Here is a 16,859-nt window from a genome sequence, read left to right on the forward strand (position 1 = left end):
GCAGGATCACTCCTGTCCCCTGCCGAACAACCGGCTGAAGAATCCTTTCCGGGGTGGAGGGGCATCTTCCTGGCTGCCATAACCGCCGCCGTAGCCCCCACCATAACCACCGCCGTAGCCTCCACCGTAGCCGCCGCCGTAGCCTCCATATCCGCCGTAGCCGCCGTAACCACCGTAGCCATAATAATAATAGCCGCCGCCCGGACCGCGTTTGCGGAACTTGTTGAGCACCAGACCCACGATATCGGGATTTTCCAACTGTTCCAGGGCATCCTTGACCGCGAATTGGGGGGTGCGTTCCGCCTCCACCACCATCACGATCTGCCCCATGTTGCGGGCCAGTTCCCGGGCCTCGGTGGTCACCAGCAAAGGAGGCGAGTCGAACACCACGATACGGTCCGGACTGTCGATCAACTGCTTGATCAAAATCCGCATGTTCTCGCTGGCCAGCAGTTCCGTGGCATGGTGATGCCGGCGACCGGAGGGAAGCAGAGTCAATTTGGGCACATTGGTCTTGATCAAAACTTCGGAGTAGTTGTCCACCTTGCCCAGCAGACAATCGATCAAACCCACCTTGGCCTTGAATCCCAGAATGCGGGCCACCGAAGGCTTGGCCACGTCCCCATCCACCAGCAACACGTTCAGATCCATCTCGGCGGCCAGACTGATGGCCAGATTGATGGCGGTGAAGGTCTTGCCCTCCTTGGGAAAGGCGCTGGTCACCATGATCATCTTGCCATTGGCGACCCGTTCCGACTCTTTGCCCATGGCGTTGAGCAGCAAGGGACGCTTGATCACCCGGTACTCTTCGGCCATGATGCTGCGTCCGGCATCCGGGGTCAACACCCCCTTGGCGCGCAACCGCTCGAAGTCCAGCACGACTTTCTTGTGGATGTTCTGATAGTCCGTCATCTCAACGATCAGCCTCTGTTCCGCACGGTGTGATCCGTCATTTCAAAGACGAACCACGGCTCAAAAGGTGGGGACAAAATACAGCACACCAACAAACAGACAAAACAGTCCGCCCACAGCCATCACGAAAACCAGACTGGAATGGGCCCACCGCCCCCCGATGCCCTCATCCACCATGGAGACCATGCCCAATACCGGCAAACCCAACACCCGCTTCATGGAGGCCGGACTGTCGAAAACCGGTCGAATCACCGACAAAAACAGCGACAAGGCCAAACCGGCCAACAGCCCTCCCGCCAACACCACGGACGAAAACAGCGGTCGATTCGGTCCCACGGGCCTGCGGGGGGTCTGGGGACGATCGATCACCTTGAACCGTACAAAACGGCTCAAATCCTCCTCCAACTCGCCCCGCTCCCTGGCCTTGCTTTCTTGTTGCAGCATGGCGGCCATCTCTTCCTGGGTCATGGTGAGACGGGTCTGCAAACGGTTGTATTCGTTTTCGATGGCCGGCAGGGTGACTTCCTGGGCGCGGAGCCGTTTCAAATGGGATTCGGTTTCGCTCAGGCGTACCCGAACGCTGGTCAACTCCACATCCAGCTTGCTGGCGGTCATCTTGAGGCTACGATAAACCGGATTGGCTTCCAGCTCCCAAGACGAGGCATCATCGGCGTTGGAACGCAGTCGGGCGATCTTTTCTTGCTTGAGCTGTTCTTGCTGGGCGATAGCCTGACGCAAGGCGATGACCTCGGCGTGGGTCTCCGTGTAGACGGGCAGCCGCTTTCCCCCTTTCATGTAGTGCTTGCTGAACAACTCCTGAAGCTGCTTGTTGTACGCCTCGATCTGCCGGTCCTGCTCTTCGGTGGGAGAGGCGATGGAGCCTTCGATCTCCTGCATCTGCCGCTTCACCTCGTCACGGCTCTGTTCCACCTCCCGGAGCTTGGCCTGATGCCCCTCGATGGCCCGGTTGAGACGGGTGACCCGCACATAATAACCCCCATCTTTTTCCGGAATCAGATCCAGATTCTTGTTCTTGAATTCCTGCAATTTCTGGGTAGCGTCGGCGACCTTGGCCTCGTATTCGGCGATGCGTTTTTTCAGATACTCCTCGGCGGTTCTGGCGGTGCCACTCCCCTCGGACGAGAGCGTATCCATGGGCAGACGATCCAGAATCACCTCCACCACCTGACGGGTGACCACCGGACTGTTGTGACGATGGGTGATGCGATACAGTCCTTCGCCGGTGGAAGTCACGCTGATCTGGGCGCGCAGTTGGTTCATCACCTCCTGGCGTTCCTGATCGTTGCGCACCGAAAACGACAGATCGGTCTGTTGCACCACATTGGAGAGGGTCTGGGGATTCAACAGCCCGCTCAAGACCCGATGGGCCTCGCGGGTCACATCGATCACCTGCTTGGTCTTGGAGAGAAAATCAGCGATCTCCTGGCGGGGATCCTCGATCTTGACCGTGGCGCTCGCCAGATATTGATCCTGCATCACCGCCACCGCGGCCCATCCGGAAAGACAGACAAACCAGGCCAGACCGACCATGTGCCAACGGTGACGCCACATGCCCCTGGCATGCAGGATCAACTGGAAATAGATATCGCGAAAACCAAATTCATGCTGCATGCGTTCAAATCCATGCCTTTAGGTTTCTGCATTGCCGGGATCAAAAAAAAATCGACCAATCCCACCATTCACCCAGGGGTTCTTCATCGATTTTCGTGTTGTCTTGGCCCGGCAGCCCCATGTCCAAACAGAACCACCTCCACGGTGTGGATCAACACCAACAGATCCAAAAAAAGACCGCGATTCTTCACATAATACAGATCGTACTGCAATTTCTCCCCCGCGTCTTCCTCTGACGCCCCATAACCGTAACGAATTTGTGCCCAACCGGTAATCCCGGGCTTGACCCGCAACCGTTCGACATAATAGGGAATGCGGGTTTTCAGGGCGGCCACGAACGCCGGGCGTTCGGGTCGGGGGCCCACGAGGCTCATTTCCCCTTTCAGCACATTAAAAAATTGCGGCAGTTCATCGATGCGGCTCTTGCGGATGAAACGTCCGACCCGTGTGATCCGGTCATCGTCCCGAACCGCCCAGCGGGGCACGCCATCCTTTTCGGCGTCGGTGTGCATGCTGCGGAATTTCATGACTTGAAAAATCCGGCCTCCGAACCCGACCCGTTCCTGGGTATAAAAAACCGGTCCCCGTCCTCCGCTTTCGATCAGGATGGCCAGGGCCGCCAGCAGCATCACCGGCGCGCTGATCAACACCAATACCAGACTGATGGAAATATCAAACAGCTTTTTGATCCCTTCGCTCCAGGGTTCCCGGTACAGCCCCTCCGAGTGGAACAACCACCAAGCCGGATCCATGGCCTCGGTAAGCAGAATGTGACGTTCCCGCTCGCAAAACTCCTGAAGATCCATGATCCGAATGCCACGACTCTTGCACTCCTGGATCTCGTTCAGGTAAAGCCCCGGGAACGGGGTTTCCAGAGCCACCACCACCTCGTCCACGTCATGCTGTTCGGCATATTCGTACAGTTCCCGGGTATCCCAGATGATCCGTTCCCGCTCCACCCGTTCCGACTCTCCCGGTACGGGCCAGAAACCGACCAACGTGCAATCGGACTGAACCTGATCCACGCTCTCCCTGGCCACGACCCGGGAGACCTGTCGGGCGTGTTCCCCGGTGCCAAAGACGATCACCCGCCGATTGAGCAGATCCAGATCCAGGATGAAGTGAAAAAAAATTGACCGCACCCCCAGGATCATCCAGAAACAAAACACCAAAGCATACCCGAACGCGCCGCGCCCGATGAACAGATCCGGAAACACATAAAACAACATGCTCATGGCCACCAGACCCACCACGAAGCTCAACCCGACATGCAGCAGTTCGCCGGAGAACCCCTCGTCCATCAGACGCTGATAACGCCCCATGGCCGCCAGACTGGTCACGGTCACCAGCGCGAAAAACAACGCCTTGGGCAACAGCAAATCCCCATGGATCTCGTCATGATGCTCCAGGCCCGAAAAGCGCACCGCCACGCCGATATACACGGCCAGCGTCGCCAGCACGGACTCGATGGCCAAAAGCACCATGGACCAGCGGTGCAGATAGTGACGGAAAATACGGATCACGTCGCACCCGCCCGTCCAGGATGCGTCACCATGTCACACAAACCAATCAAGATCCCCCCCAAGAAAATGGACGCTGTCTTTCATAAATCACCCAGATGGCCATTGTATCCTGCCACCCCGGTACATGGTCAAGCATTTCCTGGCGCACGGCACCGATACACAAACCACCTCCACCGGTCACGGTTGCAGGGTCCGCCGGGTCAAAATGAATTGACCTTCACCCCTCAATGACGCTATATGTTAACCTGACATGATCGGCAGTCCGCCGCCATTCCATACCAAAAAACAAAAAACGCCACTCTTAAAGATCCCCTCCAGACATCTCCGACCGGAAACCATGCAACCGACCTCACCTGCCATTGCCGTCATCCTCCCCTGCTACAACGAGGAACACGCCATTGGTCGCGTGGTGGAGGAGTTCCGACGTGCGCTGCCCCAGGCGCGCATTTTCGTCTACGACAACAACAGCACCGATCAAACCATGGCCAGAGCCAAAGAGGCCGGAGCCGAAGTGCGCCAGGAGTCCAGACAGGGCAAAGGTCAGGTGGTGCGGCGCATGTTCGCCGACATCGACGCGGATGTCTACGTCATGGCCGACGGGGATGGCACCTACGAAGCCATGGCCGCTCCCGGCATGATCGCGCAGCTCATCACCCACCAGCTCGACATGGTGGTGGGCTCCCGGCACGACGCCGGAGAACAAGAACAGTACCGGCCCGGTCACAGACTGGGCAATCAACTGCTGACCCACTCCGTGGCCCTGCTGTTCGGACGGGGATTTTCCGATATGCTCTCCGGTTATCGGGTCTTTTCACGCCGCTTTGTCAAAACCTTTCCGGCCCACTCCAGCGGCTTTGAAATCGAAACCGAACTCACCGTACACGCCCTGCATCACAACCTGCCGTGTCAGGAGTTTCCGACCCGCTACATGGCCCGGGCGCCGGGCAGCGTGAGCAAACTCAACACCTATCAGGACGGACTGCGCATCCTGCTCATGATCCTGCTGCTGTCCAAAGAGGCAAGACCCTTCGCCTTTTTCGGCCTGATCTCCCTGCTGTTGACCACCCTGGCCATCCTGCTGGCCATTCCCATTTTCATCACCTTCTTTGAAACCGGTCTGGTGCCCAGAGTCCCCACCGCGCTGCTGTGTCTGGGCATGGTGATCATGGCAAGCATCAGCCTGACCAGCGGCATCATCCTGCACAGCATCAGCCGCACCCGCAGCGAAACGCACCGCTATCACTACCTGAGCCATACACCGCATCCACCTGTTCTTAAACCATAAAATACACGCCGAGCCCCACTTGAGAAACCACGCCGCCCCGACCCCCCAGGCCATTCTCGTCACCCTGCTGGCGCTTCTGACCGTCGCCCTGTTCACCCGGGGATTGACCGATCCGGATGTGGGCTGGCCCGATGCGGACCGGGTGCTGATGGATGGCATGTTCATCCACGACTTTTTGCGGGATCTGGATCTCAACACCCTGTTCGACCGGAATTTTCTCGGCAACGCCTATCAATACGCCATTCGCTATTTCGCCCAGTATCCCGCCTTGAGCCTGGGATCCAGACCTCCCTTCTTTCCGTTTGTCGAGGCGGTCTTCTTTTTTGTCTTCGGCATCCATGACTACAGCGCCAAATTGGCCCTGCTGCTGTTCGTCCTGATCGGTCTGTGGGCCTGGCACGATCTGGTGCGACGCACCCACGACCAGTCCACCGCCCTCATGGCCAGCGGCCTGCTATTCACCACCCCGTTCATCGTGCAGTGGGGCTGGTATCCCATGCTGGAAATCCCGGTGCTCGCCATGAGCCTGCTCACCGCCAACCTGTTGTGGCGTCACGTGACCAGTGGCGAGGCCAAATGGCTTTATCTGGCCGCCATCGCCTTCAGCCTCGCCTTGTGGACCAAACAGACCGCCTTGTTCATGGCGCCCTGGTTCGTGGTCTGGCTGATCGTCACCGGACAGGCGCGACCACTGCTCCAGGCCCGCACCACGTGGCTGGCCCTGGGAGTGGTGGCGATGCTGACCGCGCCTCTGGCCGCGCTCACGATCTGGATGGGGAAAACCAATCTCGCCCTCGCCTTTCAAGGCATGGAGGCCGCCCATCAAAACGCCGATTGGACCCAATGGGCCTATCTGCGCCAATACCTGGACCTGCTGATTCAATACCAAGTGACCTACCCGGTACTGGCCCTCGCCGCCCTGGGTGTGATCACCACCTTGGTGCGCCGGGATCGCAACGCGCTTTTTTATCTGCTGCTGATCGTCACCACCTACCTTTTTTTCACCGCCCTCCACAGCTTCCGCATCGACCGCTACACCATTTTCTGGGTACCGGGCTTCGCCCTGTTGGCCGCCTTGCCCTTTCACCACTTTCGCGACCAACCCCTGGTACGCCGTTTCGGCTGGCTGGCGATTGTCGGGATCATGATCCTGCAAATCCATCAGGTCCAAACCAAAACCCCCGCCTTCACCCAAGGCCATCGGGAAGCCGCCCTCCTCGCCCTGCAACACTCCAAAAATGGCCGCATCTTCATGGACGGCATCAACAATGGCTACTTCACCTACTATGTGCGTCTGAACGATCCGGATCGACGCTTTCATGTGCTGCGGGGGGACAAACTACTCCACTCCTCGTCGGTGTTCACCGAACATTGGACCCAAATCCATATCCGGGATCTTCAAGGCATCCAGAAACTGTTCGACCAGTACGGCATCGACATCATCGTCGTGGAGGCGTTCAACTACGCCGAACTGGAAATTCACCAAACCCTGCGGGACTACCTGGAAACCGACGCCTTTGAACTGCTGCGGGTCATTCCGATCCACTCGACCCGCTCACGACTGATCGATCAAACCCTCAAAGTCTATCGATACAAACATCCCCACCCCCCCTCCAACAGCCGGATCTCCCTCTCCGTGCCTCTGGTGGGCAAAACCTTCGAGACCACGCTCCCGGAAACCCAAGGGGTCCATCAACCCTAGCAACCCGAATCATGGCCCCTCGCATCCGGCCATCCCCGGATCATTGACGAGCCCGCCTCCATTAAGGCAATATAGAGTCAATCGGACCCACATGGATCCAGGCCATGCAAAAACCTGGTGAATTTCCCCAGGTTCCCAGAACGGGTTTTCCGCCGGCGAGGCAGGCGTTCTGCTTTTCTTTCGGATCGGACAGCCCGACCGGCCAAACTGCGATTGAAACCATGCGCGTTTTGCATATTCTCGACCACTCCGCCCCCTTGCAAAGTGGTTATGTCTCCCGCACTCAGGCCATCCTGCGCCAACAACAGGCCATGGGGTGGGAAACCTGCCAGTTGACCGGTCCCAAACACCCGTCACAAGAACGCCTCGCGGATACGGTGGAAAACTGGATCTTTCACCGCACCCCCCGTTCCCGATCCCTGCTGACGCGCATTCCGCTGCTGGAACAACTGGCGGTGATCACCGCCTTGAAACAACGCATCCTGACGCTGGCCGACACCTTGAAACCCGATCTGCTCCACGCCCACTCGCCGGTGCTCAACGGTCTGGCCGCCTGGCAGGCGGGTCAACGCCTGGGCCTGCCGGTGGTCTACGAAATCCGCGCCTTCTGGGAAGACGCCGCCGTCAGCCATGGCACCGCGCACCCGCACGGTCCCCGCTATCATCTCAGCCGGGCCATGGAAACCCATCTGGTGCGACGGGTCGATGCGGTCACGGTCATCTGCGAGGGGCTGCGTCAGGAGATTCTGACCCGGGGAGCCCGTCCGGAACGAATCACGGTGATCCCCAACGCCGTGGAGATCGAACGCTTCGCCCCGGCGGCCACTCCGGCACCCCGACTGGCGGGCATCGACACCCGGGGGCGGGAAATTCTCGGATTTTTTGGCTCGTTTTACGCCTACGAAGGACTCGCTCTCCTCCTGGAAGCCCTGCCGGCGATCCGCGCCCGCAGACCCGATATTCTGCTGGTGCTGGTGGGAGGCGGTCCCGAAGAGGCGCAACTGCGCCAACGGACCCGGGAACTGGGTCTGGAAGGACAGGTCCACTTCACGGGACGCATCCCCCCGGAAACGGTTCCCGACTTCTACGCTCTGGTGGATTTGATGGTCTTTCCCCGCCTGCCCATGCGCCTGACCCATCTGGTCACCCCCTTGAAACCCCTGGAGGCCATGGCCGCCCAACGGCTGGTGGTGGCCTCGGATGTGGGCGGACACCGGGAGTTGATCACCCCTAGGCAAACCGGCGTATTGTTTCCGGCGGGCAACGGTCAGGCCCTGGCCGACACCCTGAGCGCTTTGCTGGAAAACCGTTCGTCCTGGCAACCGATGATCCAGCAGGCGGCCCGTTTCGTCCGGGAGGAACGCACCTGGAGCGCCAGCGCAGCCCGCTATCGACCGGTTTACGAAGCCCTGGTCACAACCGTCTCCCGGGCCACCCGGGGAGGGCGTCCATGAGAGACCTGGTTCTGACCCTCTTCATCTTCGGTCTGTTGCCGGTGGCCTTTTTCCGCCCGTTCGTGGGCCTGACGCTGTGGGCGTGGATCAGCTACATGAATCCCCACCGCCTGACCTGGAGCTTTGCCTATAATTTCCGCTTCAACCTGATCGTGGCCATGATCACCATCCTCGGCATCCTCTTTCACCGACAGGTCAAACTGAGGATCCCGCTGCGCTCCACCAGCGTTTTGCTGATCATTTTTGTCTGCTGGACCATACTCTCCGCCTTCTACGCCCTGCGCCCGGAAGCGGCCATGGGTCAGGTGGATATTTTTCTGCGCATCCAGATCATGGTTGTCGCCACCATGATGCTGATTCAAAGCCGCAGGCAAATCATCGGTCTGGTTGCGGTCATCGCATTTTCCATCGGCTTCTATGGCTTGAAAGGCGGCATTTTCACCTTGAACACCGGCGGACGCTACCGGGTCTTGGGACCGGATCAGTCCTTCTTCATCGACAACAATCACTTCGCCGCCGCCATGATCATGACCATCCCGCTGGTCTATTTTTTGTACATCCACTCCACCCAACGCCTGTTGCGGTATCTGATGATCGCCACCATCGGCTTTTCGCTGCTCGCCGTGCTGGGGAGCTATTCCCGGGGCGGATTCGTGGGACTGGCGGTGGTGGGCTTGATCTTCTGGTGGAAAAGCCGACACAAAATCCTATCGTTGCTGTCGCTGTCACTTTTGGCGGTCAGCACCTTCTGGGCCATGCCCGCCAGTTGGCATGATCGCATGACCCCGGTGATCGACGCCGGTCTCTCCTCCCTGAGCCTGCTGGATACCAGCGAAAAGAAACCCAATCACCCCAAACCCGCCAATCCGGCCCGGGCTTCCATCACCACACCCACCCAATCCACCAACAACAAGACCATGCCCTCTTTTGAAATCCTGGACATGCTGGATCAGGACCACGAACTGTTGCAAGACAAATCCGTGACCGGACGCCTGGACGCCTGGAGACTGGCCCTGCTCGTGGCCAACGATCATCCCATCCTGGGGGGCGGATTCAGAACCTTCGACCAGTCCACCTTCGATCGCTACACCCCGGGTGTATACCGGCACGCGGCCCACAGCATCTATTTTGAAATTCTGGCGGAACAAGGCTATGTCGGGTTTACCATCTGGCTGCTTCTGCAACTATCCGCCTTGCAGATGGGGCGCTGGATCATTCGGCAAACCCGGAACGAACCGGATTTGCGCTGGGCCAACGATCTGGCCCGCATGTTTCAAGTCTCCATGGTGGGCTACTATGCTGCTGGGGCTTTTTTGAGCATGGGTTACTTCGATCTGCCGTACCATCTCATGGCCATTTTGATCATGACCAAAATCAATGTTGAAAATTATTACAAAGAAAAACAAAAGATATTGATTCCACCCCCACGGATTCACCCTGGCCCTGGCACCACACGCAAACCCATGCCGTGGAAAGCTGGTACCGTATAAGAAACGCTACCGTTCGACGATCAACTGATCGCTGAGATGATCGATCCTCCACCGGCCCAGACGCTTGAGATCCTGAATGCCGAACAACGGGCGATTGAGCGCGCTAATATCCAAAAGATCCTCCTTTCCGCTCCCGGATGAATCCGGATCACCCGCCTTGGGGGAGATATCCGGGCTTTTTTCCTTGTCCTTGTCCTTGTCTTTATCCTTGTTTTTCTCTTTCTCCGACTCTTTGTCCTTCTTCTGGGGTGGCAGAGAGAATCCCTCCACATCCTTCAACTCCATATCCCCCACCCGCAACGAAGCGACCTTGAACACCGTGGAATCGATCATGCTGCCATCCGCGATCCGAGATTTGGCGGTGCCGATCAGATCACTCTTTTTCAGCGTACCGCTCCGTACCAGCCAGGAGACCACATCCTCGGGCAAAGCCAAATTCGACGAACCGGTATCCAAAACCGCCTCGATCTCCTGGTTGTTGTTGATGCGCACATTGATCAGATAAATTCCACTGGGATCCCGCTTCAAAGGCACGACGCCAACCCGTCCGAACAGCGTGGCATGGGTCAGTTTGTCAAAAGGGACCACGGTTTCCCGGCCATCATGGGCCATGATCACCCGATCCCGGGCGATCTCCCGCACCACTCCCCCATCCACCTGCTCCCCCAGACGGTAACGATAACCGTTGATCAACGCACTTTTGACAAATCCCCGCACATCCTCTCCCGCGGTGGGCACCAGGATTTGACTGACCTTCCAGGGGCCGGGTGTCGCGGTTCTGATGGTTTCGTCCTTGCCGACCGGGTGAATCTCATAACGCCCCACCTCTCCCAGATCGGTCATCTTTTTCTTGATCTCGTCGAGATTTTTTCTCAAGTCATCCAGTTCTGGATCCGCTCCCCGGCTGGAAGCCGCGGAACCATGGGAACGTTGACCGGGTGGAACCGTGGGATCCCCCACCGGCTGACACTCCCCCTTGCGGAACAGGGCCGGATCACCCCCCTTGCCATCCGAACACTGGATGATCTCCTCTGTCGCGCCCACCGGCGCGGTGTTCAACAACGCGCACAGCGTCATGGCGAAGGGTCCGATCCTGCTGCGCATGACGATTTCCCCTACCTGGATTGCAACAACACGGTCACCGCATGCCCCACCAACCACAAATCCTTTCCGGTCAGAGCGTAACGCTGGGCCAGATGATCGGTCAGTCGGGTGGAGTCGTTCCGGGTCTCGGCGGGAAGTTCGTTCAACCAGGCCATGATCGCCTGTTTGCCATACTTGTCAAACAGGGCCTTTTTCCAGTTGCCCGGGAAACCGGAACGCTCTTTGGCAAACCCTTCCACCCCGGATTCGGCGATCTCCAACAAGATCTCCCGGGTGATCCGGAACGGCTGCGGCCCCTCCCCGAAGGTGGCCACCACGTTGTCCACATACGCTTCCACCGACGAGGAACACAATCCGGTGGCCGCCTCGAAGGACAAACGAGTCTTGGCGATCCGTTTCCGGTCCACGCCCCGCAGACGCTGTTCCAGGATTTTCTGCAAGTCGATGTTGGCCTGCCGGGCGGTGCCGTCGAAGCTGCCCTTCTGGAGAATGACATGAACCGTATCGTTGTTCTCCCGTTCCGGGAAGTCCGACTGGTAGAAAAAGTGTCGCACCTCTCCCAGAATCATGTCATCCCGATCCAGATAAAAAACCCGCACCCCGATCCAGGCCCGATCATCCACTCCCCCCATGGCGTAAAGCGGAGTGAAATCGTAGCTCAGACGCAGCAGAGGTTTGGGAAACTCCCGTTGCACCATCTGGGCATCCTGATTCTGGGCATACTGAAAGAAAAGCATGCCGTCCCGCAGCTTGGCCGTGACTCCCTGAAACGGATCGGCCTGGGGCTTGTTGGCCTCCGCGCCCTTGACGGGGGTTTTTTTGCCGGTTTTCTTTTCGATCTCCCGGGTGATTTCATCGTAGAGGGGATTTTTGGCATCCGGGGAGTCGGAGACCCCATCCTTGTCCTTGTCTTTGTTGCGGGAGGGTTTCTGGGCCCCTTTGGGTTGGGGACAGTCGTTGTGGTTGGGGGTGACGTTCCAGTCGTTGCCGACCCCTTTGCCTTCCGCACGATTGAAATCGTCCTGGAAACTCTCTTCCGCCGCCCAAACGATGGGGACCGCTGTCCACAGGGCCGCGCTCACCAGGATCCAAAACAGTCTTCCCCCGCCACGACGCGAACGAACACCATCAACCGGGTTGAATACCCGCACGCGCGCTCCAGAAGCGAAAGATCCGGACACGTCACATGGCTCCGAGATAGGCCCGGTAAAAATGAAGCACCTTGGCCACATATTGCTGGGTTTCCTCGTAAGGGGGGACGGTATTGCCAAATTTCTTGACCGCCCCCGGTCCGGCATTGTAGGCCGCCAGGGAGAGGATCAGATTGTTGTTGAACTGGCCGAGCAGATCCCGCAAATAACGCACTCCGCCATCGATGTTGGAGGCCGGATCGGTGGGATCCATCACCCCCAGATCCTGGGCGGTTCCGGGCATGAGTTGCATCAATCCCACCGCGCCTTTGGGGGAGACCGCCAACGGATTGAAATCCGACTCGGTTTTGATCACGGCCTTGATCAAGGCGCTGTGAATCTGATAGCGCATGGAAGCGTCATGGATGGTCTCGGCCACGGAACGGTTCGAGGCACTCAGATACTGGGGAAAGGTGTTGCTCCCGAAGGTGACGACCTTGGGCCCGGTATTGCGGCCATCGTAACGGATCATCCGGGAAGCGCTGAGGGAATTGGCGGGTGTGGTGAGGGATTTGTTGCGTTTGTCCTGGGGTCTGGCGGCCAGTCCTTTGGGTTTTTTCGGCTCTTTGGGGGAGGAGATCAGCAACCGGTATTCCGGCCCCAGGGGACGATCCGTCAAATGGATGACTCCGTTGGAGTCGGTGAAGGTGTAGATATCGGCCACTGCCGGGCTGACCGACCCGAATCCACCCAACAAGGCCATCAACACCACCCAAGAGGAACCAGGTCTCCAGGTACCGCTCCGTGGCACCGGGGTCCGATTCTTTCCGGGGGTGGCACGCTTCGGATCATTCATGTCGTCGCTCATCGTTCACCATCGCCACTCAACCATGATCAGTCCCATGAAATCATCCCAGGCCGCCATGGCCAGACCCAATACGGGGTCAGGGGGGCGACTCCTTGTTTTTCAGTCACCGCTCAAAAAACGCAACGCCACTCCCCGATCCGTGAGCCGGGGAATGTCGCAATAAAAGCGGTATTCCCCATCCGACGCACCAGTCGGCAACGCAAAACACAATACCCCTTCCTCCCCTTCCACCAGCCCGAAAGGCCGCTCCCGGGTGCCCAGAAAAGCGCCGACGGTACTCATAGCCTCCAGTCGTCCCCGGGTCACGGCACCGTTGGCCATGAGCAGCTTGACCCACGGGCGCAAGGGATAACGAGGGGCCTGACGTCGTTCCGTGACCCGGCTCCGCGCGTTGCCGCAGAAGAACCAAGACCATCCGTGCCATCCGGCGTCTTTCAACCGGGCCTCTTTCAACCCGGAAGCATTCAATCCAGCACCTCACGCATGAAGGCCCGCACCGCTTCCGGGTCCGGATCCAGAATGCGGCACCGGGTGGGACGCTCCATCAATCCGTCCAGAGAGGCGGGCACAGGCGGCTCCATCCCCACGGCCTTGTGGACCGCCTCGCCGAACTTGGCCGGATGGGCGGTGGCCAGACAGATGGCCTCGGGAAAATCCTGAGCCGCCTCCAATCCCACGGCGGTATGGGGATCCACCAGCACGCCACACCCCTCCCAGGTGGAACGGATGCGGTCGAGGGTCTGCTGCTCTCCCACCCGACGGGGGACAAAAATCTCTGCGGCCTGTTGTCGCTTGGCCTCGGGCACGGCGAACATCCCTTCGCTTTGCAACCGTCCCATCGCGCCACGCACCGCCTCGGGATCCTCGTCGAGCAGATAATACAGATACCGCTCGAAATTGGAGGAGATCTGGATATCCATGGAAGGACTGATGGTCGGTTGCACCGTGCCGATCCGATACGCGCCGCTTTCCATGAAACGGACCAGAATGTCGTTGCGATTCGTGGCCAGCACCAGCCGTTCCACCGGCAATCCCATGCGCATGGCCATGTAACCGGCAAAAATATCGCCAAAATTGCCGGTGGGAACGGAGAAGATCACCCGCTTTTCCGGGTCTCCGCCAGTGACACGTCCCCAGGCGTGGACGAAATACACAATCTGGGCCAAGATGCGCGCCCAGTTGATGGAATTCACCGCGCCCAGGCGGTAGGCCTGTTTGAAGGGCAAATCGTTGAACAACGCCTTGACGATATTCTGCCCATCGTCAAAAGAGCCGCGAATGGCGATGTTGTGAACATTGGCATCCAGCACCGAGGTCATCTGCCGTTCCTGGATCGGCGACACCCGGCCATGGGGATGGATAATGAAGACATGGATCCCGGCCCGGCCCCGCACCCCGTGAATGGCGGCAGAGCCGGTATCCCCGGAGGTGGCGCCCAAAATATTGAGCCGGCCCTGTTCTTCGGAAAGCAACGTCTCGAACAGATTGCCCAGAAACTGCAACGCCACATCCTTGAAGGCCAAGGTGGGGCCATGGAACAGTTCCAGGATCCAATGGTTGCCGGCGCGGATCACGGGGGTGATCCCGGGATGGGAAAAAGTGGCAAAAGAACGCCGCACCAGTTCCGGGAGTTGCCCGGTCACGGTTTCCCCCCGGGTCATAAAGGGGGTCATCACCTCCACCGCCAGATCCTGAAAGGAAAGCTGCGACCATTGACGCAACCGCTCCCCATCCACGGTGGGAATCCGTTCCGGCAGCAGCAGGCCACCATCCGTGGCCAATCCCATCATCACGGCCTTAGAAAAGGAGATCGGGGAGACTCCACCCCGTGTACTGACGTAACGCACCTGGACAACTCCTTCAAGCGAACGGAACCGAACACGTCATGAGCCAAACTCTCTATCGGTCACAAGCCCCGCCGGGTTGAACGATGAGAGGGTTGGGACAATTTCTGGACAATACGGGACAATCTAGACCATTTACCAAAAAAAATCGACCGGATAATCACCGGACACCCAGGTTGCTCCAAAAAGACCGAAAAGATATCCGCATCGACCCGTTATCTCTTACCAGGGGACAAAGTTTTCACAACAGCAACCCTTCTTGCCGCAAAGACAACCCGATGCGGAACTTGGAAGCCGGGGCCGGGAACAGGCCATGACGGTCGATCAAGGCGGCGGCCAACCGGTTCAATCCCTCCCGGGGACCGGAACGCCATTCCAGTTCCAGTTCACGGATGGCCTGCCGACGCCCTCCGGCCCGGACCTCTCCCAGATCCAGACTCAGTTCCGCCACCCCCCCGCCATCGAGTGCCACCGGAACCACCTGTCGGGAGACCTGGCAGACACACAATTCGGACAGGGCAACATCCTCCGGCAACCAGATCAACAAGTGCTTGCGCACCGGACCGTCCACCAGATCTCCCGGACGCCGCGACCAAGGCTCAGGGGCCGCCTGCCCCCATTCGGGGCGGTGCCACACTCCATCTCGCAGCACCCCCTCCCCCTTGATCTCGACCCGGCAACGGCCCTGCACCGTTCTCAGGCGCAAAGCCAGCCGTTGAGCCAGCAACCGGCATTCGGGATGATCCAGATAGTGATCCAGACAGGAACGGACTTCAATCGGCCCCCCAAAACGGGGGGCGAGTGGGGCGAGAATCGCCTCCGGAGAGAGGTCGTCCGGCAAGGCGAGTCGAATCTCTGCTTCCATGGCGGGTCCGACCGGCAGACCCGCAGGCTCCACGCCTAGCGGGAGGCCGGATACCCCTGGGCCACCCATTGCAGCATGCCACCCGAAACGTTGTACACCTTGGGACATCCGCCCCGCTTGAGCACCACGGATCCGCTCAGGGAGCGTGCTCCGCTGCGGCACACCACCACCACATCCCGATCCCCGGCAAACTCCCGCAGCGCCCCGACCCGACCGCCCAGACCGGACAACGGCTCGTTGCGCGCCCCGACGATATGGCCGGAGTCAAACTCTCCGGAGGTGCGCACATCCAGGAGCAATGGCGACGGTTTGGCTTTCAGCAACGCGGCCAACTCATGCACCGTGATCGACTTGACACCATACACCCGCGCCAGGATCGGATTCTTCAAGGCGAGACCCACGAACATCAGCGTCAGAAAAACCGACAAGCCATTCTGCTGCAACCACTCCATGCGTCACTCTCCACCCTCTTCTACCGATCGAAAGAACCCAACACCCCTGTCAAACCAAGCCGATAACACACCGCATCCACCCAGGCACGGTTGCGTTGGTTGCGGAAGGCAACGCCCCGGACCCGACACGATGGGCGCGCCCCTTCCCGTGCATCGTGTTTTCTTAAGCGGGATCTTCCCACCCGGCCCGGGTGGTCGTCTCCTCTTCCTCGAAATCGCTCAAAGCGGCCGCATGAGCCAGCACCACCGGAGGAACCCCACGGGTGTCGCAAAAGATGCTGCGGGTCAAGGCCACCAGATCCAACACCTTGCAATCCCCCACCCGGTAAAAGACCTGGTTGGCCTCACGGCGCGAATCCAGAATGTTCTTGTCGCGCATGATGGTCAAATGCTGCGACACATTGGATTGCGTGGTGCCCACGGCATCGACCAACTCCTGAACGCTCAACTCGCGATCGCGCAACGCCACGATCACCTTCAAACGCAACGGATGGGCCAGTGCCTTCATGCAGCGAGCCACTTTTTCAATGTTGCCTTCATCAATCTCGCATGCCATGATTCTTTGTTTCACTCCCGAAAAAAGCGGCTCCCGACATTT

15 protein-coding genes are annotated in these 16,859 nt (G+C 59.0%); 4 read left to right on the plus strand and 11 right to left on the minus strand.

What is annotated here, in order from left to right:
• Positions 1 to 6 precede the first annotated feature (6 nt).
• The 3 genes from HQL98_04200 to HQL98_04210 form a co-directional block, all read right to left on the minus strand.
• Entirely contained in the window at positions 7 to 912 is a 906-nt protein-coding gene (locus HQL98_04200; protein MBF0271269.1) for a tyrosine-protein kinase family protein, read from the minus strand.
• A 60-nt stretch (positions 913 to 972) separates the two neighbouring features.
• Positions 973 to 2,544 carry a hypothetical protein gene (locus HQL98_04205; protein ID MBF0271270.1) on the minus strand — a complete coding sequence of 524 codons (1,572 nt, stop codon included), beginning with the start codon at positions 2,542 to 2,544 and terminating at the stop codon, positions 973 to 975.
• Between the two features lie 83 nt (positions 2,545 to 2,627).
• Entirely contained in the window at positions 2,628 to 4,067 is a 1,440-nt protein-coding gene (locus HQL98_04210) for a TIGR03013 family PEP-CTERM/XrtA system glycosyltransferase (GenBank protein MBF0271271.1), read from the minus strand.
• Positions 4,068 to 4,404: 337 nt separating this feature from the next.
• Between HQL98_04210 and HQL98_04215 the strand changes: the two genes are divergently transcribed.
• The 4 genes from HQL98_04215 (at position 4,405) to HQL98_04230 (ending at position 9,998) form a co-directional block, all read left to right on the plus strand.
• Positions 4,405 to 5,352: a glycosyltransferase gene (locus HQL98_04215; GenBank protein MBF0271272.1), complete on the plus strand. Its 948-nt coding sequence runs from the start codon at positions 4,405 to 4,407 to the stop codon at positions 5,350 to 5,352.
• A 19-nt stretch (positions 5,353 to 5,371) separates the two neighbouring features.
• The gene (locus HQL98_04220; protein ID MBF0271273.1) at positions 5,372 to 7,054 is read left to right on the plus strand and encodes a glycosyltransferase family 39 protein; all 1,683 of its coding nucleotides are present in this window, start codon (positions 5,372 to 5,374) and stop codon (positions 7,052 to 7,054) included.
• A 221-nt stretch (positions 7,055 to 7,275) separates the two neighbouring features.
• The gene (locus HQL98_04225; GenBank protein ID MBF0271274.1) at positions 7,276 to 8,508 is read left to right on the plus strand and encodes a glycosyltransferase, exosortase A system-associated; all 1,233 of its coding nucleotides are present in this window, start codon (positions 7,276 to 7,278) and stop codon (positions 8,506 to 8,508) included.
• Complete coding sequence (locus tag HQL98_04230) at positions 8,505 to 9,998, plus strand: putative O-glycosylation ligase, exosortase A system-associated (protein ID MBF0271275.1); 1,494 nt, start codon at positions 8,505 to 8,507, stop codon at positions 9,996 to 9,998. The genes HQL98_04225 and HQL98_04230 overlap by 4 nt, the downstream gene beginning before the upstream one ends.
• 6 nt (positions 9,999 to 10,004) lie before the next feature.
• Here HQL98_04230 and HQL98_04235 read toward each other — a convergent pair whose 3' ends face one another.
• From HQL98_04235 to HQL98_04270, 8 genes are all read right to left on the minus strand, one after another.
• Positions 10,005 to 11,102 (minus strand): retroviral-like aspartic protease family protein, encoded by a 1,098-nt coding sequence (locus HQL98_04235; protein ID MBF0271276.1) that lies wholly within the window; start codon positions 11,100 to 11,102, stop codon positions 10,005 to 10,007.
• Between the two features lie 11 nt (positions 11,103 to 11,113).
• Positions 11,114 to 12,184, minus strand: a complete 1,071-nt coding sequence (locus tag HQL98_04240) for a hypothetical protein (protein ID MBF0271277.1) — start codon at positions 12,182 to 12,184, stop codon at positions 11,114 to 11,116.
• A 100-nt stretch (positions 12,185 to 12,284) separates the two neighbouring features.
• Positions 12,285 to 13,088: a lytic transglycosylase domain-containing protein gene (locus HQL98_04245; GenBank protein MBF0271278.1), complete on the minus strand. Its 804-nt coding sequence runs from the start codon at positions 13,086 to 13,088 to the stop codon at positions 12,285 to 12,287.
• 111 nt (positions 13,089 to 13,199) lie between these two features.
• Positions 13,200 to 13,568 carry a PilZ domain-containing protein gene (locus tag HQL98_04250; GenBank protein MBF0271279.1) on the minus strand — a complete coding sequence of 123 codons (369 nt, stop codon included), beginning with the start codon at positions 13,566 to 13,568 and terminating at the stop codon, positions 13,200 to 13,202.
• Positions 13,565 to 14,947 carry a threonine synthase gene (locus HQL98_04255; protein MBF0271280.1) on the minus strand — a complete coding sequence of 461 codons (1,383 nt, stop codon included), beginning with the start codon at positions 14,945 to 14,947 and terminating at the stop codon, positions 13,565 to 13,567. The genes HQL98_04250 and HQL98_04255 overlap by 4 nt, the downstream gene beginning before the upstream one ends.
• A 238-nt stretch (positions 14,948 to 15,185) precedes the next feature.
• A complete protein-coding gene (locus HQL98_04260) occupies positions 15,186 to 15,809 on the minus strand; it encodes a CYTH domain-containing protein (GenBank protein ID MBF0271281.1) in 624 nt (207 codons plus the stop codon).
• Between the two features lie 35 nt (positions 15,810 to 15,844).
• Positions 15,845 to 16,261 carry a rhodanese-like domain-containing protein gene (locus tag HQL98_04265; GenBank protein ID MBF0271282.1) on the minus strand — a complete coding sequence of 139 codons (417 nt, stop codon included), beginning with the start codon at positions 16,259 to 16,261 and terminating at the stop codon, positions 15,845 to 15,847.
• A 163-nt stretch (positions 16,262 to 16,424) separates the two neighbouring features.
• On the minus strand, positions 16,425 to 16,769 hold the full coding sequence (locus tag HQL98_04270) for a winged helix-turn-helix transcriptional regulator (protein MBF0271283.1): 345 nt from the start codon (positions 16,767 to 16,769) through the stop codon (positions 16,425 to 16,427).
• Between the last annotated feature and the right edge of the window lie 90 nt (positions 16,770 to 16,859).

The organism is Magnetococcales bacterium, assembly GCA_015231755.1.
Lineage (GTDB): Bacteria > Pseudomonadota > Magnetococcia > Magnetococcales > Magnetaquicoccaceae > Magnetaquiglobus.